17 protein-coding genes are annotated in these 21,996 nt (G+C 69.7%); 10 read left to right on the top strand and 7 right to left on the bottom strand.

The window, feature by feature from the left end; genetic code table 11:
- Positions 1-18 precede the first annotated feature (18 nt).
- The 4 genes from KWI83_RS11055 to KWI83_RS11040 form a co-directional block, all read right to left on the bottom strand.
- Entirely contained in the window at positions 19-1,206 is a 1,188-nt protein-coding gene (locus KWI83_RS11055; protein WP_218514128.1) for an NAD(P)/FAD-dependent oxidoreductase, read from the bottom strand.
- A 93-nt stretch (positions 1,207-1,299) separates the two neighbouring features.
- Positions 1,300-2,244 (bottom strand): RNA polymerase sigma-70 factor, encoded by a 945-nt coding sequence (locus tag KWI83_RS11050; protein WP_218514127.1) that lies wholly within the window; start codon positions 2,242-2,244, stop codon positions 1,300-1,302.
- 94 nt (positions 2,245-2,338) lie between these two features.
- Positions 2,339-3,715, bottom strand: coding sequence for an FAD-binding oxidoreductase (locus KWI83_RS11045; protein WP_218514126.1), 1,377 nt, complete (start codon positions 3,713-3,715; stop codon positions 2,339-2,341).
- A 193-nt stretch (positions 3,716-3,908) separates the two neighbouring features.
- Positions 3,909-6,191 carry a (Fe-S)-binding protein gene (locus tag KWI83_RS11040; protein WP_218514125.1) on the bottom strand — a complete coding sequence of 761 codons (2,283 nt, stop codon included), beginning with the start codon at positions 6,189-6,191 and terminating at the stop codon, positions 3,909-3,911.
- 206 nt (positions 6,192-6,397) lie between these two features.
- Between KWI83_RS11040 and KWI83_RS11035 the strand changes: the two genes are divergently transcribed.
- The 7 genes from KWI83_RS11035 (at position 6,398) to KWI83_RS11005 (ending at position 14,484) form a co-directional block, all read left to right on the top strand.
- The gene (locus KWI83_RS11035; RefSeq protein WP_218514124.1) at positions 6,398-7,426 is read left to right on the top strand and encodes an MraY family glycosyltransferase; all 1,029 of its coding nucleotides are present in this window, start codon (positions 6,398-6,400) and stop codon (positions 7,424-7,426) included.
- Positions 7,427-7,520: 94 nt separating this feature from the next.
- Positions 7,521-9,371: a molecular chaperone DnaK gene (gene dnaK, locus KWI83_RS11030; RefSeq protein ID WP_218514123.1), complete on the top strand. Its 1,851-nt coding sequence runs from the start codon at positions 7,521-7,523 to the stop codon at positions 9,369-9,371.
- On the top strand, positions 9,368-10,018 hold the full coding sequence (gene grpE / locus KWI83_RS11025) for a nucleotide exchange factor GrpE (protein WP_218514122.1): 651 nt from the start codon (positions 9,368-9,370) through the stop codon (positions 10,016-10,018). Before dnaK ends, grpE begins: the two co-directional genes overlap by 4 nt.
- A 33-nt stretch (positions 10,019-10,051) precedes the next feature.
- The gene (gene dnaJ, locus KWI83_RS11020; protein WP_218514121.1) at positions 10,052-11,230 is read left to right on the top strand and encodes a molecular chaperone DnaJ; all 1,179 of its coding nucleotides are present in this window, start codon (positions 10,052-10,054) and stop codon (positions 11,228-11,230) included.
- A gap of 8 nt (positions 11,231-11,238) precedes the next feature.
- Positions 11,239-11,697 (top strand): heat shock protein transcriptional repressor HspR, encoded by a 459-nt coding sequence (locus KWI83_RS11015; protein WP_218514205.1) that lies wholly within the window; start codon positions 11,239-11,241, stop codon positions 11,695-11,697.
- A gap of 372 nt (positions 11,698-12,069) precedes the next feature.
- Complete coding sequence (locus KWI83_RS11010) at positions 12,070-13,179, top strand: sugar ABC transporter substrate-binding protein (RefSeq protein WP_218514120.1); 1,110 nt, start codon at positions 12,070-12,072, stop codon at positions 13,177-13,179.
- 270 nt (positions 13,180-13,449) lie between these two features.
- Positions 13,450-14,484 carry a LuxR C-terminal-related transcriptional regulator gene (locus KWI83_RS11005; protein WP_218514119.1) on the top strand — a complete coding sequence of 345 codons (1,035 nt, stop codon included), beginning with the start codon at positions 13,450-13,452 and terminating at the stop codon, positions 14,482-14,484.
- Here KWI83_RS11005 and KWI83_RS11000 read toward each other — a convergent pair.
- Together KWI83_RS11000 and KWI83_RS10995 are read right to left on the bottom strand one after the other, a co-directional pair.
- Positions 14,447-15,421: a LuxR C-terminal-related transcriptional regulator gene (locus KWI83_RS11000; RefSeq protein ID WP_374106290.1), complete on the bottom strand. Its 975-nt coding sequence runs from the start codon at positions 15,419-15,421 to the stop codon at positions 14,447-14,449. The two genes, KWI83_RS11005 and KWI83_RS11000, sit on opposite strands and share 38 nt — an antisense overlap.
- A 23-nt stretch (positions 15,422-15,444) precedes the next feature.
- Positions 15,445-16,455: a helix-turn-helix transcriptional regulator gene (locus tag KWI83_RS10995; protein ID WP_218514118.1), complete on the bottom strand. Its 1,011-nt coding sequence runs from the start codon at positions 16,453-16,455 to the stop codon at positions 15,445-15,447.
- Positions 16,456-16,758: 303 nt separating this feature from the next.
- Between KWI83_RS10995 and KWI83_RS10990 the strand changes: the two genes are divergently transcribed.
- The 3 genes from KWI83_RS10990 (at position 16,759) to KWI83_RS10980 (ending at position 20,660) form a co-directional block, all read left to right on the top strand.
- Positions 16,759-17,094, top strand: a complete 336-nt coding sequence (locus KWI83_RS10990) for a hypothetical protein (RefSeq protein ID WP_218514117.1) — start codon at positions 16,759-16,761, stop codon at positions 17,092-17,094.
- A gap of 266 nt (positions 17,095-17,360) precedes the next feature.
- A complete protein-coding gene (gene clpB, locus KWI83_RS10985) occupies positions 17,361-19,961 on the top strand; it encodes an ATP-dependent chaperone ClpB (protein ID WP_218514116.1) in 2,601 nt (866 codons plus the stop codon).
- 171 nt (positions 19,962-20,132) lie between these two features.
- Entirely contained in the window at positions 20,133-20,660 is a 528-nt protein-coding gene (locus tag KWI83_RS10980) for a YbjN domain-containing protein (protein WP_218514115.1), read from the top strand.
- 111 nt (positions 20,661-20,771) lie between these two features.
- Here KWI83_RS10980 and KWI83_RS10975 read toward each other — a convergent pair whose 3' ends face one another.
- On the bottom strand, positions 20,772-21,962 hold the full coding sequence (locus tag KWI83_RS10975) for a pyridoxal phosphate-dependent aminotransferase (RefSeq protein WP_218514114.1): 1,191 nt from the start codon (positions 21,960-21,962) through the stop codon (positions 20,772-20,774).
- Between the last annotated feature and the right edge of the window lie 34 nt (positions 21,963-21,996).

The following is a 21,996-nucleotide window of genomic DNA, read 5'->3' as shown; positions in this document are numbered from 1 at the left end:
GGGGATGCGCCTGCGCGGTCAGGCCGCTGTCGCGCCCGCCCGGGCCGGTTCCCGTACGACGCGGCGGCGCCGGGTCGGCATCCCGAGGGTCGGGTTGGCGACGCCCCAGGCCGCGCCCTTGCAGACCAGTTCCTTGTAGACGGCGGCGAGTCGGCCGGTCAGGGCCGCGCCGACTGCTCGGTCGTCGGCGGTGACGTACTGGATCAGGCCCTCCTTGCGGCCCAGCGAGATGCACTGGTTGAAGTAGCGGAGCGGCGCGTTCGGGAGCCTGCCGCCGGTCAGGCGCGCCGCGATGGCGTCGGCGCCCTGCCACGCGGTGGGGGTGCCCGAGGCGCACGACATCCGCAGCGGTTTGTCGCCGGGGCCCCTCACCATGGCCGCGTCGCCGATGGCGTACACGTCCGGGTGCGAGAGCGAGCGCATCGTCCCGTCGACCACGATCTGGCCCGTGTCGGTGACCTTCAGGGTGGTGGCCTTCGCGATCGAGTGGACGGCGAAGCCGGTGGTCCACACGGTGACCGCGGCGGGGACCGTCCTGCCGTCGGCGGTGCTGACGCGGTCGGCCTCGACCGCGGTGACGGCGGTGTGCTCGTGCACGGTGATGCCGAGCTTGCCGAAGACCCGCCGGAGATGGCGGCGGCCCTTCGGCGAGAGCCAGTCGCCGAGGCCGCCGCGGGCGGCGAGGGCGACATCGAGGTCCGGGCGGGCCTCGGCGATCTCCGTCGCGGCCTCCAGGCCGGTGAGCCCGCCGCCGACCACCACCACGGGCTGTCCCGCGTCCAGGCCGGCCAGGCGGTCGCGCAGCCGCAGCGCTCCGGGGCGACTGGCGATCTCGTGGGCGTGCTCGGTGGTGCCGGGGACGCCCTGGCTGTTCCAGCCGCTGCCGAGGGCGTACACCAGGGTGTCGTACTCCAGCTCCTCCGTGCCGTTCGCGTCGATGACGGCGACGGCTCCGCGGTCGACGTCGACGCCGGTGACCTGCCCGAGCCGCAGCTGGACGCCGCTGCCCGCGAACATCCCGTCCAGGGGCCTGGGCCTGAGGTCCTGGCCGGTCGCCAGCTGGTGCATCCGGACGCGCTCGACGAAGTCGGGCTCGGCGTTCACGAGGGTGATGGCGGCGTCTTCGCGGCGCAGCCGCTTGGCGAGGCGTCCGGCGGCGACGGCTCCGGTGTATCCGGCTCCGAGGACGACGATGCGGTGCTGCATGTCCGTACTCCTGTCTTGAGCGGGGTCGCCCCTTGAACAGGGCAGCCCGCCGATCCCTGACAGGAACGCGATGTGAAGCAGCTCACATCGCGGTCAGAAGGCGATGAGCAGCGGTTCGCCGTGGTCGGTGGCCGCCCACCGCCGGGTCGCGCGTTCGAGCTTGTCGGGGTTGACCTGGTTGCGGAACGCGGCGATGCCCTCGGCGGTGACCTCCAGGCACATGACGCCGACGACCCGGCCGTCGACGACCGCCACGACGGCGGGGTCACCATTGGCGGTCGTGGCGTAGACCTCGGCCGAGCCGCCCACCAGGTCGCGCTTGGCCTTGCCGGGTTTGAACAGGCCCCGCATGAACTTCGCGACCGCGAGGGCGCCCTCGAACGCCTTGGCGCGGGCCGGGACCTTCCCGCCGCCGTCGCCGATGGAGACGGCGTCCTGGGTGAGCAGCCGCACGAGCGGCTCGGTCCGGCCGGTGGTGGCGGCCGCGAGGAACTCCTCGACGACCCGCCGGGCGGCGGCCTCGTCGATCTCGACGCGGGGCTTTCCGGCCGCGATGTGCTTCTTGGCACGGTGGAGGATCTGCTGACTGGCGGCCTCGGTGATGTCGAGGACCTCGGCGATCTCCCGGTGCGGGTAGTCGAAGGCCTCCCGCAGCACGTACACCGCCCGCTCGGCCGGGGAGAGGCGCTCCAGCAGGGCGAGGACCGCGTACGAGACCGACTCGCGCTGTTCGGCGGTGTCGGCCGGGCCGAGCATCGGGTCCCCGGCGAGCAGCGGCTCGGGGAGCCATTGGCCGACATAGGTCTCGCGCCGGGCGCGGGCCGAGGTGAGCTGGTTGAGGCACAGGTTGGTGAGAACCTTCGTCAGCCAGGCCTCGGGGACCCCGATGCGGTCGACGTCGGCGGCCTGCCAGCGCAGGAACGTCTCCTGCACGGCGTCCTCGGCCTCGCTCGCGGAGCCGAGGAGGCGGTAGGCGATGGCCTCCAGGCGAGGCCTGGAGGCTTCGAACCGGTCCACGTCCTTCACCGTCAGGGCCATGGCCCGGATCCTAGCTGTCGCGGTGCGCGACGAGCGTTTCCGGTCGTGGGCGCCCGCGGTCACCGGCGACGACAGGTCACCCGGCGCCCGCCTGTCAAGCCGGCCTGATGTTCTGGTTGGCGTGGAAGACGTTGTCCGGGTCGTACGTCCGCTTGACCTGCGCGAGACGGTCGTAGTGGTCGCGGTACGTGGCCCGGACGCGCCCCGGGTCCTCGTCCTCGCCGAGGAAGTTCACATAGGAGCCGCCCATGGAGTACGGGTGCATCTCCTCCCAGTAGTCGACACACCACCGCCTGATGGTCCCGGCCTGGGCAGGGTCGGGATCGACACCGGCGAAGACGCCGGACCAGACGGCGTCCCGGTAACCCCAGGCGGTGTCGTCGGGGCCCACTCGGTGGGCGGCACCGTCCACCGGGTACAGGTGCATCAGCGACAGCGGAGTGGGAAGGTTCTCACCGTACTCGGCATGCACGTCGACGGCGGGATCCGGAATGCTGTCGAAGAAGTCGCCGCGCCAGTACCACTGGTACCCGGTGGGGATCAGTTCGTCGAAGGCGGTTTGCAGCACGGGATACGGCATCGGTGACGTGAAGTGGAAGGCAGGAGGCCCCGGCTGCTGCACCGCCGTGAGGTCCTCCTCGAAGCCGCCGAGGTCACCGGTGTGACACCACACGACGCCGCACACCTTCTGGTGGTGGATCTCCTCCGGGAAGGGCGGCGCGGGCGGAATGGTGAAGAGGGCGAAGAAGCCGTAGACGTCCTCCGGTGCCTGCGGAAGGAAGTCGCGGTACCAGGTCAGCACCTCGCGGGCACGGTCGACCGGCCATACGGTCACCCCGAACCCGATCGTGTCCACCGGGTGGAGGCGATAGGTGAACGAGGTCACGACCCCGAAGTTGCCGCCGCCTCCGCGCAGGGCCCAGAAGAGGTCCGGGTGCTCGGTCTCGTTCGCGGTGACGAAGCTGCCGTCGGCCAGCACGACGTCCGCCGCGAGCAGATTGTCCACCGCCAGGCCGTACTTGCGCGTGAGGTAGCCATGGCCGCCGCCCAGCGTCAGGCCCCCGACGCCGGTCATGGAGATGATGCCCGAGGGCGTCGCGAGTCCGAAGGCGTGGGTGGCGTGATCGAGGTCGCCGAGCTGGGCCCCACCGCCGACCTGTGCGGTCCTGGCGGCGGGGTCGACCCGCACCGACCGCATCGGGGACAGGTCGATGGTGACACCGCCGTCCACCAGACACAGACCGGGGCCGCTGTGCCCCCCTCCACGGACGGCCAGTTCCCGCCCCTGCTCGCGGACGAGGCGTATGGCGGCCATGACGTCCCCGGCGTCGACACAGCGGGCGATGGCGGCCGGACGCTTGTCGATCATCGCGTTGTAGATCTTGCGGGCCTGGTCGTAGTCGGGGTCCTGGGGCCCGGTGACCGGCCCGCGCAGGGCGGTCCTCATTGCTTCCAAGGTCGAGGTTTCCATGAGAACTCCGGAAGGAAGTGAAACCGCCCCTGCGGGCTGCCCTGACACAACCAGCGTCCCGCCGACTCGGAGATCCCGCAAAACGATCTACAGCGAAAACGATGAAAACAACGAAAACAGCGAAAACAACGAAAACACCGACGCCCCCCGTCCACCAGGGACAGGGGGCGTCGCAAGTCGCCGTAGGGGCGGGTTACTTCACCGGCTCCGGCTCCGTCTCGCTCTCCGCGTCCGCCGAACCCTCCGGCGTCACGGGCGTCTTGACGGAGTCCAGCAGCAGCTGTGCCACGTCGACGACCTGGATGGACTCCTTGGCCGTCCCCTCGTTCTTCCGCCCGTTGACCGAGTCGGTCAGCATGACGAGGCAGAACGGGCAGGCCGTCGAGACGATGTCGGGGTTCAGCGAAAGAGCCTCGTCGACGCGCTCGTTGTTGATGCGCTTGCCGATCCGCTCCTCCATCCACATCCGCGCGCCACCCGCGCCGCAGCAGAAGCCGCGCTCCTTGTGGCGGTGCATCTCCTCGTTGCGGATGCCCGGGACCTTGCCGATGATCTCGCGCGGCGGCGTGTAGATCTTGTTGTGGCGGCCCAGGTAGCAGGGGTCGTGGTACGTGATGATGCCCTCGACCGGCGTCACCGGGACAAGCTTGCCCTCGTCGACCAGGTGCTGGAGCAGCTGCGTGTGGTGGATGACCTCGTAGTCGCCGCCGAGCTGCGGGTACTCGTTGCCGAGGGTGTTGAGGCAGTGCGGGCAGGTCGCGACGATCTTCTTCGCCGACCTGGGCTTCTTCGACTCGGGCGTCACCTTGCCCTCGTCGTCCATCTCCTCGCCGAACGCCATGTTCAGCGCCATGACGTTCTCCATGCCGAGCTCCTGGAACAGCGGCTCGTTGCCGAGGCGCCGCGCCGAGTCACCCGTGCACTTCTCGTCGCCGCCCATGATCGCGAACTTCACGCCCGCCATGTGCAGCAGCTCCGCGAACGCCTTCGTGGTTTTCTTCGCGCGGTCTTCGAGCGCGCCCGCGCAGCCGACCCAGTACAGGTACTCGACCTCGGACAGGTCCTCGATGTCCTTGCCGACGACCGGGACCTCGAAGTCGACCTCCTTGAGCCACTCCAGGCGCTGCTTCTTGGCCAGGCCCCAGGGGTTGCCCTTCTTCTCCAGGTTCTTGAGCATCGTGCCCGCCTCGGAGGGGAAGGCGCTCTCGATCATCACCTGGTAGCGGCGCATGTCGACGATGTGGTCGACGTGCTCGATGTCCACCGGGCACTGCTCGACGCAGGCACCGCAGGTGGTGCAGGACCACAGGACGTCCGGGTCGATGACGCCGTTGTCCTCCAGCGTGCCCACCAGAGGGCGCTCGGCCTCCGCCAGCGCGGACGCGGGGACATCCTTGAGAGCCTCGGCAGACGCCTTCTCCTCGCCCTCCATCGTCCTGCCCCCACCGGCCAGCAGGTACGGCGCCTTGGCGTGCGCGTGGTCCCGCAGGGACATGATCAGCAGCTTGGGGGAGAGCGGCTTGCCGGTGTTCCAGGCGGGGCACTGCGACTGGCAGCGGCCGCACTCGGTGCAGGTGGAGAAGTCCAGCAGGCCCTTCCAGGAGAAGTGCTCGACCTGGGAGACGCCGAAGACGTCGTCCTCGCCGGGGTCGGTGAAGTCGATCGGCTTGCCGCCGCTCGTCATCGGCTGCAGGGCGCCCAGGGCGGTCTCACCGGTGGCGTTGCGCTTGAACCAGATGTTCGGGAAGGCCAGGAAGCGGTGCCAGGCCACGCCCATGTTCGTGTTGAGCGAGACCGTGATCATCCAGATCATGGTCGTGCCCAGCTTGATCATGGCGAAGAAGTAGACGAGGTTCTGCAGCACGCCCAGGCTCAGGCCCTTGAACGCCAGGACCAGCGGGTACGACGCGAAGTACGCGGCCTCGTAGTGCTCCACGTGGTGCAGCGCGCCCTCCAGACCGCGCAGCACGTAGATCGCCAGGCCGATGGTGAGGATGACGTACTCGACGAAGTACGCCTGGCCCATCTTGGAGCCGGTGAACCGGGACTTGCGGCCGGCCCGGGAGGGCAGACTCAGCAGGCGGATCACCATGAGGACGGCGATGCCCAGCACGGTCATGGCCGAGATGAACTCGATGTACATCTCGTACGGCAGGAAGCCGCCGAGGACCGGGAGCGTCCAGTCGGCCTGGAAGAGCTGGCCGTACGCCGTGACGATGGTCGGCGGCAGGGTCAGAAAGCCGATGGCCACGAACCAGTGGGCGACGCCGACGATGCCCCAGCGGTTCATCCGCGTGTGGCCGAGGAACTCCCTGACCAGCGTCACACTGCGCTGGTAGGGGTTGTCGGTCCGGCTGCCGGCGGGCACGGGCTGGCCGAGCCTGAAGTGCCTGACGAACTGGCCGACGGCGCGTGCGAGCAGCGCAACGCCGACCACGGTCAGGACCAGCGACACGATGATCGCGGCGAGTTGCATTTGGGGGCTCCTCGGGCCTGCGAGGGAGATTACTAAGCGGTAACTTACCCAGTCCGTCCGAGACTACCCGCATCCCTCGCCGCACTGTAGCCAGGCGTGGGGTGATCTGGGTCGCTGAGGGTTGCCTCAGGTGCTGAACGCGTTACCTCGTGAACTGAACGTGTTATTCGTACCAAATTGATAGATTGCCGCCTAATTTAAGACGCGTGCTCTACGGCATCGCCGCGGCCGTCGCGGCCCTCTTCCTCGCCTCGGTGCTCGCGGCCCTGCTCCGCGGCCTCGGCCTGCGCCTCGGTGTCCTCGACCGGCGCCGCCGCAGCCGTTCCGTCCCGCTGCTCGGCGGGGTGGCCGTGGTGCTCACCACCCTCGCCGTCGCGGGCACCGGCGAGTGGACCGGCGTCGCCCCGCTCGGCTCCGGCGTGGGCAGGCTGCTGATCACCGCCGCCGCCGTCGCCGTACTGGGGCTGGTGGCGGATGTGTGGCGGCTGCGGAACCGGGTGCTGCTCTGCGGTACGGCCGTGGCGGCGGCCTGTGTCGTGCCGTACGAGGAGGTCGGCGTGGCCGGTGGGGTGGTGGCCGCCGGGTGGATCGCCGCCGTCGCCGTGGCCTTCCGGGCGCTGGATCACGCGGACGCGCTGGTGGGGACGGTGGGGGTGGTGACCGCCTTCGGCGTGGGGGTGTGCGCGGCGGTCGCGGTGCTGGACGGACTCGCGGTGCTGCTGAGTGTGCTGGCGGCCGCGCTGACCGGGTTCCTGATGCACAACTGGCATCCGGCGCGGATCGCGCTCGGCGCGTGCGGATCGCTGTTCACCGGGTTCGTGCTCGCCGCCGCGGTGGTGCTGACCCGCGCGGGGTACGCGCCCGGGAGTTCCGCGGGCGTGCTGTTCGCGTTCACCGCCGTGGCGAGCGCCGACGTCCTGCTCGTGCTGCTGGCGCGGCGGTTCACCGGGCGGCCCGGGCCGGACCATCTCGCGCACCGGCTGCGGCGGCTGGGGCTCACTCCGCAGGGCGTGACCGTCGTCCTGGGGACCCTCGCCTTCGGCGGCGCGCTCGTCGGCGTCCTGGTGCACGCCGGGTGGGTCGGCGCGGGTGCCGTGCTCGGTGTGGCGGGCGCCGCGCTGATCCTCGTACTCGGACTGCTGAGGGTGAGAACGGGCGGTCGGGTGACGGCAACCTCCGCGCATACTTCTGCGTCTTTGCAGGTCACCGGGCACTTGCGTGTAAGGAACGGATAAGAGTTGAGTCAGTCCGACTCAGGTCTGTTGACCCCGCCCCGGCCGTCATGCACACTTGAGCCTGTTCCACTCAAGTCAGCTGGAGGAATCAACCATGGCACGTGCGGTCGGCATCGACCTGGGCACGACTAACTCCGTCGTCAGCGTTCTGGAGGGCGGCGAGCCCACCGTCATCACCAACGCCGAGGGCGCCAGGACCACGCCGTCCGTCGTCGCCTTCGCCAAGAACGGCGAGGTGCTGGTCGGTGAGGTGGCCAAGCGCCAGGCCGTGACCAACGTCGACAGGACCATCCGGTCGGTCAAGCGCCACATGGGCACCGACTGGAAGATCAACCTCGACGGCAAGGACTTCAACCCGCAGCAGATCAGCGCCTTCGTGCTGCAGAAGCTGAAGCGGGACGCAGAGGCATACCTGGGCGAGAAGGTCACCGACGCGGTCATCACCGTCCCGGCGTACTTCAACGACGCCGAGCGTCAGGCCACCAAGGAGGCCGGTGAGATCGCCGGTCTGAACGTGCTGCGCATCGTCAACGAGCCGACCGCCGCCGCCCTGGCGTACGGCCTCGACAAGGACGACCAGACCATCCTGGTCTTCGACCTCGGTGGCGGTACGTTCGACGTCTCCCTGCTGGAGATCGGCGACGGCGTGGTCGAGGTGAAGGCCACCAACGGTGACAACCACCTCGGTGGTGACGACTGGGACCAGCGCGTCGTCGACTACCTGGTCAAGCAGTTCCAGTCCGGCCACGGCGTGGACCTGAGCAAGGACAAGATGGCGCTGCAGCGCCTGCGCGAGGCCGCCGAGAAGGCGAAGATCGAGCTGTCGTCCTCGACGGAGACCTCGATCAACCTGCCCTACATCACCGCCTCCGCCGAGGGCCCGCTGCACCTGGACGAGAAGCTCACCCGGGCTCAGTTCCAGCAGCTGACGGCCGACCTGCTGGAGCGCTGCAAGACCCCGTTCTTCAACGTCATGAAGGACGCCGGCGTCTCCATCAACGAGATCGACCACGTCGTCCTCGTCGGTGGCTCCACCCGTATGCCCGCCGTCGCCGAGCTCGTCAAGGAGCTGACCGGCGGCAAGGAGGCCAACAAGGGCGTGAACCCGGACGAGGTCGTCGCCATCGGCGCCTCGCTCCAGGCCGGTGTCCTCAAGGGTGAGGTCAAGGACGTCCTGCTGCTCGACGTCACCCCGCTGTCCCTCGGCATCGAGACCAAGGGCGGCATCATGACCAAGCTGATCGAGCGCAACACCACGATCCCGACGAAGCGTTCGGAGATCTTCACCACGGCCGAGGACAACCAGCCGTCGGTGCAGATCCAGGTCTACCAGGGCGAGCGCGAGATCGCGGCCTACAACAAGAAGCTCGGCATGTTCGAGCTGACCGGTCTGCCCCCGGCGCCGCGCGGCGTCCCGCAGATCGAGGTCTCCTTCGACATCGACGCCAACGGCATCATGCACGTCACGGCGAAGGACCTCGGCACCGGCAAGGAGCAGAAGATGACCGTCACCGGCGGCTCCTCGCTCCCGAAGGAAGAGGTCGACCGCATGCGCGAGGAGGCCGAGCGCTACGCGGAGGAGGACCACAAGCGCCGCGAGGCCGCCGAGACCCGCAACCAGGGCGAGCAGCTGGTCTACCAGACCGAGAAGTTCCTCAAGGACAACGAGGACAAGGTCCCCGGCGAGATCAAGACCGAGGTCGAGGCCGCCGTCGCCGAGCTGAAGGAGAAGCTCAAGGGCGAGTCCGCCGAAGGTGACAACACAGCCGAGATCCGCTCCGCCACGGAGAAGGTCGCGGCCGTGTCCCAGAAGCTGGGTCAGGCCATGTACGCCGACGCCCAGGCGTCCCAGGCCGCGGGCGGCGCCTCCGGGCAGCCCAAGGCCGACGACGACGTGGTCGACGCCGAGATCGTTGACGACGAGCGCAAGGACGGTGCCGCGTGACGGAGGAGACCCCGGGCTTCGAGGAGAAGCCCGACGTCCCCTCCGGCGCCACCCCTGACGACGCCGAGCCGCAGGCCGCCCCGGACGAGGCGGCGGCCCCGGCAGGGGACGTGAATCAGAACGCTGCCCTGGTGGCACAGCTGGACCAGGTGCGTACGGCGCTCGGTGAGCGCACGGCGGACCTCCAGCGGCTCCAGGCCGAGTACCAGAACTACCGCCGCCGCGTCGAGCGGGACCGGATCACGGTCAAGGAGATCGCCATCGCGAACCTCCTGACCGAGCTCCTCCCCGTGCTCGACGACATCGGGCGGGCCCGGGAGCACGGCGAGCTGGTCGGCGGCTTCAAGTCCGTCGCCGAGTCGCTGGAGACCGTGGCGGCCAAGATGGGCCTGCAGCAGTTCGGCAAGGAGGGCGAGCCCTTCGACCCGACGATCCACGAGGCCCTGATGCACTCGTACGCGCCGGACGTCACGGAGACCACCTGCGTCGCGATCCTCCAGCCGGGGTATCGCATCGGCGAGCGCACCATCCGCCCCGCGCGGGTGGCCGTCGCCGAGCCCCAGCCGGGCGCGCAGACCGTGAAGCCCGCCGAGGAGAGCGACACGAAGGCCGACGACAAGGAGAACGGTGGCCCGGACGAGGGCTGACGTTGAACGGATGAGGAAGGAGGGACGTCGAGGATGAGCACCAAGGACTTCATCGAGAAGGACTACTACAAGGTCCTCGGCGTCCCCAAGGACGCCACCGAGGCCGAGATCAAGAAGGCGTACCGCAAGCTCGCCCGCGAGTACCACCCGGACGCCAACAAGGGCAACGTCAAGGCCGAGGAACGCTTCAAGGAGATCTCCGAGGCGAACGACGTCCTCGGCGACCCCAAGAAGCGCAAGGAGTACGACGAGGCCCGGGCCCTGTTCGGCAACGGCGGCTTCCGCCCGGGCCCCGGCGCCGGCGGCGGCTCGTTCAACTTCGACCTGGGCGACCTCTTCGGGGGCGCCCCGCAGGGCGGGGGAGCGGGCGGCGGCTTCGGCGGCGGACTCGGTGACGTCTTCGGGGGCCTGTTCAACCGGGGCGGCGCGACCGGCACCCGGACCCAGCCGCGGCGCGGCCAGGACATCGAGTCCGAGGTCACCCTCAGCTTCACCGAGGCGATCGAGGGCGCGACCGTCCCGCTCAGGATGTCCTCGCAGGCGCCGTGCAAGGCCTGCTCCGGCACCGGCGACGCCAACGGCACACCGCGCGTGTGCCCGACGTGCGTCGGCACCGGCCAGGTGGCGCGCGGCTCCGGCGGCGGTTTCTCCCTCACCGACCCGTGCCCGGACTGCAAGGGCCGCGGCCTGATCGCGGAGAACCCCTGCGAGATCTGCAAGGGCAGCGGACGCGCCAAGTCGTCGCGGACGATGCAGGTGCGCATCCCGGCCGGGGTGTCGGACGGCCAGCGGATCCGCCTGCGGGGCAAGGGCGCGCCCGGCGAGCGGGGCGGCCCGGCGGGCGATCTGTACGTGGTCGTGCACGTCAAGGAGCACCCGGTCTTCGGCCGCAAGGGCGACAACCTCACCGTCACCGTCCCGGTGACGTTCGCCGAGGCGGCCCTCGGCGGCGAGGTGAGGGTCCCGACCCTGGGCGGTCCCTCGGTCACTCTGAAGCTGCCACCGGGCACGCCGAACGGCCGTACGATGCGAGCGCGGGGCAAGGGCGCGGTCCGCAAGGACGGCACCCGCGGCGATCTGCTGGTCACCGTCGAGGTGAGTGTCCCGAGGGACCTGACGGGGAAGGCTCGTGACGCGCTTCAGGCGTATCGCGAGGCGACCGCGGGGGAGGACCCGCGGGCGGAGCTGTTCCAGGCCGCGAAGGGAGCATGAGTCAAGCCATGGACACCAACGGCCGTCGACGCAACCCGTATGAACTGACCGAGGAGACCCCGGTCTACGTCATCTCGGTGGCGGCCCAGTTGTCCGGCCTGCACCCGCAGACGCTGCGCCAGTACGACCGCCTGGGGCTGGTGTCTCCGGACCGCACGGCCGGCCGCGGCCGCCGCTACTCCGCCCGCGACATCGAACTGCTCCGCCAGGTGCAGCAGTTGTCGCAGGACGAGGGCATCAACCTGGCCGGCATCAAACGCATCATCGAACTGGAGAACCAGGTCGCGGCGCTGCAGTCCCGCGTCGCGGAGCTTCAGGCCGCGCTGGACGGCGCGGCGGCGGCGATGCAGCAGCGCGAGGCCGCCGTGCACGCCTCCTACCGGCGCGACCTGGTGCCGTACCAGGAGGTGCAGCAGACGAGCGCGCTGGTGGTGTGGCGGCCGAAGCGGCAGCAGTCGCCGGACTGACAGCAGAGCAGCACGCGTGGCAGGGCCCGGAGGTTCACCCGAACCTCCGGGCCCTGCCCTGTCGGGTTGGTGGCACCCCGCGAGCGTCTGGCTGGGTTCATTCGGTCCTCTGTCGGATCGGAACGAGCGAGGCGGGCGCCGGGGATGGGTCGTACGCCTCCGCCTGTGTGCCTCAACTCCCCCTGATGAAAGGGCGGTAAAGGGTTTCGGGAGGGCGTTTCGCCGTGTGTTCACGGACTAAGCGGAACGTGATGTTGCTATCTCGTTAAGTAGTTTCCCTTGACGCTGAGGGGCGCCGACGCGTTGGCTTTTCAGTCATCCGGGCCGCACTGTCGCGGCCGCCTGACGTAAGCAGCAGAAGTGGGCTCCTCCATGCGTCGTCGTATCGCCATATCCGTGGTCGCTTCGTCGTTGATCCTGTCGCTGGCAGGCTGTGGCGTACTGGGGGCGACGGGTGACAGCAGCGAGGCGAGCCCCACCAAGGGCAACGACATCACCGTGGGCCTGCTGCTGCCGGAGAAGGCGAACACGCGGTACGACAAGTTCGACTACCCGATCATCAAGGAGCAGGTGGCCTCGCTCACCCAGAACCAGGGCCAGGTCAAGTACGTCAACGCCGACGCGGACGCGAACAAGCAGGCCAGTCAGTTGCAGCAGATGATCGACGAGCGGGTCGACGTCATCCTGCTGGACGCCGTCGACGCGCACGCCATCGCGGGCGGGGTGAAGAAGGCCAAGGAGGCGGGCATCCCGGTCATCGCCTACGACCGGCTCGCCGAGGGTCCCATCGACGGGTACATCTCCTTCGACAACGAACTCGTCGGCGAGGTGCAGGGCCGCTCCCTCATCGAGGCGCTGGGCAGCGGCATCGACACCTCCGACAAGATCGTCATGATGAACGGCTCGCCCACCGACCCGAACGCCAAGCAGTTCAAGCAGGGCGCGCTGTCCGAGCTGAACGGCAAGGTGACGATCGCTCAGTCCTTCGACACCAAGGACTGGAAGCCGGAGAACGCCGAGGCCAACATGGCCCAGGCGATCCAGCTGATCGGCAAGGACAACATCGCGGCCGTCTACTCCGCCAACGACGGCATGGCCGGCGGCGTCATCAAGGCCCTGCGGGCGGCCGGGGTGACCAAGCTGCCGCCGGTCACCGGGCAGGACGCCGAACTCGCGGCGGTGCAGCGGATCGTCGCCGGTGAGCAGTACATGAGCGTCTACAAGTCCTACCCGCAGGAGGCCGAGGCCGCCGCCAAGATGGCCGTGGCCAAGGTGCAGGGCAAGGACATCCAGTTCGACGCCCTCGCCCGCGACCGGGTCGACAGCCCGACCGACAAGGGCATCCCGGCCCAGCTGGTGCCGGTGGTGGCGCTGACCCGCGAGAACATCAAGGAGACGGTGGTCGCGGACGGCATCTACAAGGTCTCGGAGATCTGCACGGCCGAGTACAAGGACGCCTGCGCGGCGATCGGGCTCGCGTAGCGGCGGCCGGTTCCCGGCACGGGTGAAGGGGTGGTGCGCGCTCGGTGCGCGCCGCCCCTTCGGTCATTCTTCCGGTCATTCTTCCGGGCGCGCGTTCCAGGGGCCCGCACCACCGTCAGCTTGCTGCAATGTGACGGGCGGGGGCAGGGGGGAATCCGGCCATACCGGTGGTTTCCCGCGGTCACCCGGGAGCGAGCCGTGTTGCGGAGCAGGTCCCGTCCGCGCATAGTTGCGCTGCGGAAGAGGCTGGAACCGGGGGTGGAATGGGCCATGGCCGGGCACGGGACGGACGAGCATCCGCATGGTGCTGACCGACTGTGCGAGGCCGGGGATCGTGTGTATTCCCGGGCCGTACGGCGGGGCCGTGTGCCGCGCCGCGACGCGGAACCGGTGCCCTGTCTGCTGGAACTCGCCCTGCTGCACCCCGACCCCGACGACATGGACTGGCTGGTGCCGACCTCCCCGCAGGAGGTCATGACCCGGCTGCTGCGCGGGGTGTACGACGAGATCAGTGCCAGCCAGCGGCGGGTGGGCTCGGCGGTGGCGGCCTTCGAGTGGTACGCCGGTCTGGGCGGCCGGGCGGCCGCGTCCTCCGAGGGCATGGCCATCCGGGTGCTGGACGGCCCCTCGCGCATCCAGGCGGCGCTGGACGAGGCGACGGCGGCGTGCACGACCGAGGTGCTCACCGTGCAGCCCGGGGGCATCCGGCGCGAGCACGAACTGTCGGAGGGCCTGCACCGGGCGCTGGCGCTGCGCGGCCGGGGCGTGCGGATGCGCGACCTGTACAACCATGTGGCCCGGCACGGCCAGGGGTTGCTGAACTACCTGGAGCTGATGGGCGACGCGGTCGAGGCCCGGACCCTGGACGAGGTCATCGACCGCCTGATCCTCTTCGACCGCACGGTCGCCTTCATCCCCGCCAACGCCGACCGCACGATGGCCCTGGAGCTGCGTCACCCGGGGCTGGTGGAGTACCTGGTGACGGTCTTCGAACGCCTGTGGCGGCTGGCGATCCCGCTCACCGCGCCGCTTCCCGACACGGGCATCGAGGGCATCTCCCACCGGGAGCAGTCGATCGCGGCGCTGCTGGCGGAGGGGCACCAGGACGCGGTGATCGCGGAACGCCTCGGCATCAGCGTCCGCACCTGCCGGGCCCATATCGCCCGCCTCTCCGAGACGCTCGGGGCGGCGAGCCGCACGCAGTTGGGCGTACGGATAGCCCAGGTCGGGCTCGACGGCCCCGCCCGTCCCCTCTCCGCCGCCGAACTCACCCTTCCTGATCAAGGATCCCCGACTGCCCGATGAGGTAGCCGAGCTGAGCCCTGCTCTCACTGCCGAGGGTGGCGGCGAGTTTGGCGATGTGGACACGGGCGGTGCGGATGTTCATGCCGAGGCGGTCGGCTATGACGGCGTCGGTGTGGCCTTCGACGAGGAGCCGGGCGATGGCGCGTTGGCGGGGGGTGACGCCGTTCAGGGAGGGCTGCTGGACGGCCCGGGGGTGCATGGGGGTGGCCAGGGACCAGAGGCGTTCGAAGGTGGTGACGAAGTAGGAGACGAGCGCCGGGTGGCGGACCTCCAGGGCGAGGGTGCGGTCCTTGCTGGCGGGGATGAACGCCACCGAGCGGTCGACGACGATGAGGCGCTCGGTGACCTCGTCCAGGGTCCGGGCCTCGACGTCGCCGTTCAGCCGTTCGTAGCGGGTGTGGATGACGGGGGAGTGGCGGTACGGGTGCTGGTACAGGGTCCGGATGCGGCCGCCGCGGTCGAGCAGGGCCTGGTCGCGGTCCAGGGCGCGGCCGAGCGTCGCGGTACCGGGGCCGCTGGCGGGCTGGATGGCGAGCAGTTCGCCGGACGCCACGGCCATGGCCTCCTCGATCGCCCGGTTGATCCGTTCGAACCCACTGAGCATGCTGATGACCGGTGTGTCCGTCGACGCGGTGCGACGGCCGTCGATGCGCATCAGCGGCTCGAACATCTCGGCCAGCGAGGCCTCGTGGCGCCGTTCGGCGGCGATCCGTTCCGCCGAGGTGCGCAGCAGTCGGTGGAGGGCGACGACCGGCGGGACGGGCTCCAGGCGGCTCACGTCGGTCAGGGCGGGCTGCAGCAGACCGCAGTCGACCAGGCAGGGCGCCGCTTCGGCGTCCGCGGCGGTCACGCTTCCCTCGCGCAGGGCACGCCCGTAGACGGCCATGCCCTCCTCGCACGGTACGTCCGTGGGGTGACCGTGCCTTCCGGGGCTCACCTCGGGCCTTCCTCGGTCGCCATTCAGTCCCGCTCCAGAAGTCCCGACTGTGCTATGAGGTAGCCGAGCTGGGCGCGGCTGCCGCTGCCCAGGGCGGCCGCCAGCTTGGCGATGTGGGCGCGGCAGGTGCGGACGTTCATGCCCAGCCGGCGGGCTATCGCTTCGTCGACGTGGCCCTCGATGAGGAGTTTCGCTATGGAGCGCTGCACGCCCGTGATGCCGTCGGAGGAGACGTCGTTGGGCAGTTCCTCGGTCAGCGGGACCGCGCGCTGCCACAGCTGCTCGAAGACCTTGCGCATGTAGGTGACCAGCCCGGGGTGCCGCAGCTCCAGGGCGACGCTCCGGTCGTCGCTGGCGGGTATGAACGCCACGGTGGTGTCGAAGACGATGAGGCGCTCCACGAGCTCTTCGAGCGTGCGCACCTGGACGTTGCCGCGGGGCATCCGCTCGACGTACGCGAGGGTTCCCTGACTGTGCCGGGCGGTGTGCTGGTACAGGGTGCGGAAGATGACCCCCCGGTCGGTCAGGGGGCGGTCCCGCTTGAGTGCCTGGGCCAGGGCGTCCACGGGACGGCCGCCGCCGGGCTGGATCGTCAGCACCTCGCGCTCGCAGTCCGCCGTGGCGGAGTCGAGTGCCGCGTTGATGCGGTCGAACCCCTCCAGCACGGTGATCGCATGAATGCTGCCCGGATTCTGGGTGCTGATCGCGATGAACGGGTCGAAGGAATCGGTCAGTTCGATGGCCTGGCGCCGACGGTCCTGGATCTCCCGTTCCAGCGGCTGCAGCCGCTGCGCGAGGGCGACGGACGGCGGTACGGGGCGGAGCCAGTTCGCGTCGTCCGGATCCGGGTGCAGCAGAGCGAATTCCAGCAGACATGGTGCCGCGGGTTCGACGTCCATCCGATTTACGCGCCCGGAGCGCAAAGCGGTCGCGTAGAGCCGTGCCCCTTCGTCACACAGGGCGGTGAGCGTGTGGGGATGTGTCGGTTGTGTGTCTTTTGTGGGCAAAGCTCCACCCCCCAGGGTCCTGAACATGCAGGAACATGATGCACCGCTCCTGTGGCATTGACGTGCCTGAATGAGCCATCGTCTTGTGTCGCGGGGGAGATGAAACCATCGAGTGAGGACGAAGCCGACTATGCGAGCGAGATTGCTTGGCTCAGTGCTTGCCGCGGTCTTCTCCGCCGTAGCGACCTTCGGTGCCCTTGAGGCGGGACACGCTGAGGCCGCTCCGCTGGACACGGGCTGGACCAGCGTTCGTGCGGACACCGGCTGGACCAGTGCGCCTGCGGTCGCTGGCGACAGTGGGCTGACGGGTGCCGTGGAGGAGGGTGGGGCATGAGTACTCCACCCGACGACCGCTCCTTCCGCAGGGAAATGGCCACCGCCTACCGCTCCGGCTGGCACTTCATCGACCTGGCCACCGCCATCCCCCACAGCGGTGACTCGTTGATGGTGACCGTCTTCGGTGAGCCCGTCGTCGTCACCCGCGACGAGGACGACGACGTGCGGGCGTACCGGTGTCTGCGGCGGCCTCGGGGGGCGCCGCAGCCCGTGCGGTGTGCCATCCGGTACGGAATGATCTTTGTGAACCTGGACCAGCGCGACCACCGGCTGGTGGAGCCGGAGACCTCCGACCCCATGACCATCCCGGCCACCCCCCGCAGTGCCTGACGCGATTCCCCCGTCGTAACAGATCGCTCAGGTGCTTCCCCCCGCAGCGGCGTCACCGTGACCTGAACACGGTGACGCCGCTGCAGTTTTTTGCGCGTTCGAGTGTGGCCGAAAAGGGTCGCTCGCCGTCGTTGGCGCGTTCAGGGCTTCCTCCGGGTACTACACAGAGACCCCGGGTCGCCGCCACTTCCACCCTTGAGTGGAATAGACTCAACTTTATGGACGTTGGCTGAGTCAGTGGCTCATGCAAGGAGGAGAACGGACACGTGGACGCCGAGCTGACCAACCGGAGCCGGGACGCGATCAACGCGGCCGGCAACCGGGCCGTGACCGGGGGGCACCCCGACCTCACCCCCGCGCACCTGCTCCTCGCTCTGCTCCAGGGGCAGGACAACGAGAACATCACCGACCTGCTGGCCGCGGTCGACGCCGATCAGGCGGTCGTACGCGCCGGTGCGGAGAAGGTCCTCGCCCAGCTGCCCAGCGTGACCGGCTCCACCGTCGCGCCCCCGCAGCCGAACCGCGAGCTGCTCGCCGTGCTCGCCGACGCCCAGGCCAGGGCCCAGGACCTCGGGGACGAGTACGTCTCCACCGAGCACCTGCTGATCGGCATCGCCGCGAAGGGCGGCGCGGCCGGCGAGGTGCTGACCCGGCAGGGCGCCGACGCGAAGAAGCTGCTGGAGGCCTTCCGCAAGGTGCGCGGCGGACGCCGGGTCACGACCGCCGATCCCGAGGGGTCGTACAAGGCCCTGGAGAAGTTCGGGACCGACTTCACCGCCGCGGCCCGCGAGGGCAAGCTCGACCCCGTCATCGGGCGGGACCAGGAGATCCGGCGGGTGGTGCAGGTGCTCTCCCGGCGGACCAAGAACAACCCCGTACTGATCGGTGAGCCCGGTGTCGGCAAGACCGCCGTCGTCGAGGGGCTCGCCCAGCGGATCGTCAAGGGCGACGTGCCCGAGTCCCTGCGCAACAAGCGGCTCGTCGCGCTCGACATCAGCGCCATGGTCGCCGGGGCGAAGTACCGCGGTGAGTTCGAGGAGCGGCTGAAGACCGTGCTCGCCGAGATCAGGGACTCCGACGGGCAGATCATCACCTTCATCGACGAGCTGCACACCGTCGTGGGCGCCGGCGCCGGCGGCGATTCGGCCATGGACGCGGGCAACATGCTCAAGCCCATGCTCGCCCGCGGTGAGCTGCGCATGGTCGGTGCCACCACTCTCGACGAGTACCGCGAGCGGATCGAGAAGGACCCGGCGCTGGAGCGGCGGTTCCAGCAGGTGCTGGTCGCCGAGCCCAGCGTCGAGGACACCATCGCCATCCTGCGCGGACTCAAGGGGCGCTACGAGGCCCACCACAAGGTGCAGATCGCGGACAGCGCGCTGGTCGCGGCCGCGACCCTGTCCGACCGGTACATCACCTCCCGCTTCCTGCCCGACAAGGCCATCGACCTCGTCGACGAGGCCGCCTCCCGGCTCCGTATGGAGATCGACTCCTCGCCCGTCGAGATCGACGAGCTCCAGCGTGCCGTCGACCGGTTGAAGATGGAGGAGCTGGCCCTCAGCAAGGAGACCGACGCCGCCTCCCGCGAGCGGCTGGAGAAGCTGCGCCGCGACCTCGCCGACAAGGAGGAGGAGCTGCGCGGCCTGACCGCCCGCTGGGAGAAGGAGAAGCAGTCCCTCAACCGGGTCGGTGAGCTGAAGGAGAAGCTCGACGACCTGCGCGGCCAGGCCGAACGCGCCCAGCGCGACGGCGACTTCGACACCGCCTCCAAGCTGCTGTACGGCGAGATCCCGGCCGTGGAGCGGGACCTTCAGGCCGCCTCCGCCGCCGAGGAGGAGGTTGCCAGGGACACCATGGTCAAGGAGGAGGTCGGCTCCGACGACATCGCGGACGTCGTCGCCTCCTGGACCGGCATCCCGGCCGGCCGGCTGCTGGAGGGCGAGACGCAGAAGCTGCTGCGGATGGAGGAGGAGATCGGCAAGCGGCTCATCGGGCAGAGCGAGGCCGTGCGGGCGGTGTCGGACGCCGTACGACGCTCCCGCGCCGGCATCGCCGACCCGGACCGGCCCACCGGCTCCTTCCTCTTCCTCGGCCCCACCGGCGTCGGCAAGACGGAGCTCGCCAAGGCGCTCGCCGACTTCCTCTTCGACGACGAGCGGGCCATGGTCCGCATCGACATGAGCGAGTACAGCGAGAAGCACAGCGTCGCCCGGCTCGTCGGCGCCCCGCCCGGGTACGTCGGCTACGAGGAGGGCGGCCAGCTGACGGAGGCGGTGCGGCGCCGCCCGTACAGCGTCGTCCTGCTGGACGAGGTCGAGAAGGCGCACCCGGAGGTCTTCGACATCCTGCTCCAGGTGCTGGACGACGGACGGCTCACCGACGGTCAGGGGCGGACGGTCGACTTCCGCAACACCATCCTGGTGCTGACCTCCAACCTGGGCAGCCAGTTTCTGGTCGACCCGATCTCCAGCGAGGAGGAGAAGAAGGAGCAGGTGCTGGAGGTGGTCCGGGCGTCGTTCAAGCCGGAGTTCCTCAACCGGCTCGACGACCTGGTCGTCTTCTCCGCGCTGACCAAGGAAGAGCTGAGCCGGATCGCCCGGCTGCAGATCGACCGGCTGGCCCAGCGCCTCGCGGAACGCCGCCTGACCCTGGAGATCACCGACGAGGCCCTGGCCTGGCTCGCCGACGAGGGCATGGACCCGGCGTACGGCGCCCGCCCGCTGCGCCGCCTCGTCCAGACCGCGATCGGCGACCGCCTCGCCAAGGAGATCCTCTCCGGTGAGATCAAGGACGGCGACACGGTCCGGGTGGACACCTTCGGCGAGGGGCTGATCGTGGGCCCGGCGACGACCGGCAAGACGCTGTAGGGGCCGCCGCCCAGGAAGTCCGTCCCGTCGTTCATGAGCCCCACCTCCTGTACGGGTCTTCCCCGACCGGCCCGATCACGTCAGCCGATCGCCGACAAGGCCCCTCGGGACTTGCCACCCCCCTCCCCGCATGGGGGAGGATGGCGGAATCCGTACGAAGGGAAATTCACGGTGACCATCGACCCGTCCTCGATTCCGAACTTCGGGGGCAAGCCCCAGCCGCAGCCCCAAGGACCGGCGGGCCCCGTCGTCCCGGATCAGGACCTTGTGAAGCAGCTCCTCGACCAGATGGAGCTGAAGTACGTCGTCGACGAAGAGGGTGACCTCGCGGCGCCGTGGGAGCAGTTCCGTACGTACTTCATGTTCCGCGGCGAGGGTGACCAGCAGGTCTTCTCGGTGCGGACGTTCTACGACCGCCCCCACCCGATCGACGAGAAGCCGCAGCTGCTGGAGTCCATCGACGACTGGAACCGGCGGACCCTGTGGCCGAAGGTCTACAGCCACACCCACGACGACGGCACCGTCCGCCTCATCGGCGAGGCCCAGATGCTGGTCGGCACCGGCGTCAACCTGGAGTTCTTCGTCTCCTCGACGGTCAGCTGGGTGCGCGCGGCCATCGAGTTCGACCGCTGGCTGGTCGAGCAGCTCGGCCTGGAGAAGGAGATCAACGACGCGGACAAGCCCGAGGACGAGGAGTAGTCGGGCCGCACGAGAGCCCGGCCAGGGCACCGACCCCCGCGGTCGGGTGCTCCGGCCGGGCTCTCGCCGTACCCGGGCCCTTGCCCTCATCCCCTTCCGCCTCACCCGGCCTCACCCGGCGAGCGTCTTCAGCCGCTTCACCGCCTCCTGAAGCACCGCCCGCTGCTTGCAGAACGCGAACCGCACGAAGGGCGCGCCCGCCTCCCGGTGGTCGTAGAAGACGGCGTTCGGGATGGCGACGACGCCCGCGCGCTCCGGCAGGGCCCGGCAGAAGGCGATGCCGTCGCTCTCGCCGAGGGGCCGGATGTCGGTGGTGATGAAGTAGGTCCCCGCCGGTTTGAAGACCCTGAAACCCGCCTCCGCCAGGCCCGCCGCCAGCAGATCACGCTTGGCCAGCAGGTCGTCGCGGAACGCGGTGAAGTACGACTCCGGCAGCGCGAGGGCCTCCGCGACCGCGTACTGGAACGGCCCCGACGCCACATACGTCAGGTACTGCTTCGCCGACCGCACCGCCGTCACCAGCCCCGGCGCGGAGGTGACCCACCCGACCTTCCAGCCGGTGAACGAGAACGTCTTGCCGGCCGACCCGATCGTCACCGTCCGCTCCCGCATGCCCGGGAAGGTGGCCAGCGGCACATGCTCGGCGTCGTCGAAGACCAGATGCTCGTACACCTCGTCGGTCACCACCAGCAGATCCCGCTCGACGGCCAGCTCGGCGATCGCGGTCAGCTCCGCGCGCGTGAGCACCGTGCCGGTCGGGTTGTGCGGGGTGTTGATCAGCAGCAGACGGGTGCGGTCGGTGACGGCGGCACGCAGCTCGTCGAGGTCGAGGCGGAACGAACCCTCGTGCGGGCGCAGGGTGACCGGCACCCGGGTGCCGCCCGCCATCGCGATGCAGGCGGCGTACGAGTCGTAGTACGGCTCGAAGGCGACCACCTCGTCCCCGGGCTCGACCAGCGCCAGCAGCGCGGCGGCGATCGCCTCGGTGGCGCCCGCGGTGACCAGGACCTCGGTGCCGGGGTCGTAGGACAGCCCGTAGCGGCGCTGCTGGTGCGCGGCGACGGCGGTGCGCAGCTCGGGGATGCCCGGCCCGGGCGGGTACTGGTTGCCACGCCCCTCGCGCAGGGCCCGTACGGCTGCCTCCCGGACCTCCTCGGGGCCGTCGGTGTCGGGGAAACCCTGGCCCAGGTTGATCGAGCCCGTGCTCAGGGCCAGCGCGGACATCTCCGCGAAGATCGTCGTCCCGAACTCGGCGAGGCGACGGTTGAGGAAGGGGCGCTCGGTGGAGGTCATGGCGGTCATCCTGCGCTCAAGCTCTGGACTTCCTCAACTCTGC

Origin of the sequence: Streptomyces sp. TRM70350 (assembly GCF_019219825.1) — a bacterium.
In the GTDB taxonomy this organism is placed as follows: domain Bacteria; phylum Actinomycetota; class Actinomycetes; order Streptomycetales; family Streptomycetaceae; genus Streptomyces.
Note: the sequence above shows the minus strand (reverse complement) of the source record. Positions and strands in the feature narration are given on the sequence as shown.

Excerpts from the sequence above, each read along its gene's own strand:
- dnaK (WP_218514123.1), top strand. The coding sequence starts at position 7,521 with ATGGCACGTGCGGTCGGCATCGACCTGGGCACGACTAACTCCGTCGTC.
- KWI83_RS11015 (WP_218514205.1), top strand. The coding sequence starts at position 11,239 with ATGGACACCAACGGCCGTCGACGCAACCCGTATGAACTGACCGAGGAG.
- KWI83_RS10990 (WP_218514117.1), top strand. The coding sequence starts at position 16,759 with ATGAGTACTCCACCCGACGACCGCTCCTTCCGCAGGGAAATGGCCACC.
- KWI83_RS10975 (WP_218514114.1), bottom strand. The coding sequence starts at position 21,962 with ATGACCGCCATGACCTCCACCGAGCGCCCCTTCCTCAACCGTCGCCTC.
- KWI83_RS11050 (WP_218514127.1), bottom strand. The coding sequence starts at position 2,244 with ATGGCCCTGACGGTGAAGGACGTGGACCGGTTCGAAGCCTCCAGGCCT.
- KWI83_RS11005 (WP_218514119.1), top strand. The coding sequence starts at position 13,450 with ATGGCCGGGCACGGGACGGACGAGCATCCGCATGGTGCTGACCGACTG.
- dnaJ (WP_218514121.1), top strand. The coding sequence starts at position 10,052 with ATGAGCACCAAGGACTTCATCGAGAAGGACTACTACAAGGTCCTCGGC.
- KWI83_RS11040 (WP_218514125.1), bottom strand. The coding sequence starts at position 6,191 with ATGCAACTCGCCGCGATCATCGTGTCGCTGGTCCTGACCGTGGTCGGC.
- KWI83_RS11010 (WP_218514120.1), top strand. The coding sequence starts at position 12,070 with ATGCGTCGTCGTATCGCCATATCCGTGGTCGCTTCGTCGTTGATCCTG.
- KWI83_RS10995 (WP_218514118.1), bottom strand. The coding sequence starts at position 16,455 with ATGTTCAGGACCCTGGGGGGTGGAGCTTTGCCCACAAAAGACACACAA.
- KWI83_RS11055 (WP_218514128.1), bottom strand. The coding sequence starts at position 1,206 with ATGCAGCACCGCATCGTCGTCCTCGGAGCCGGATACACCGGAGCCGTC.
- KWI83_RS11045 (WP_218514126.1), bottom strand. The coding sequence starts at position 3,715 with ATGGAAACCTCGACCTTGGAAGCAATGAGGACCGCCCTGCGCGGGCCG.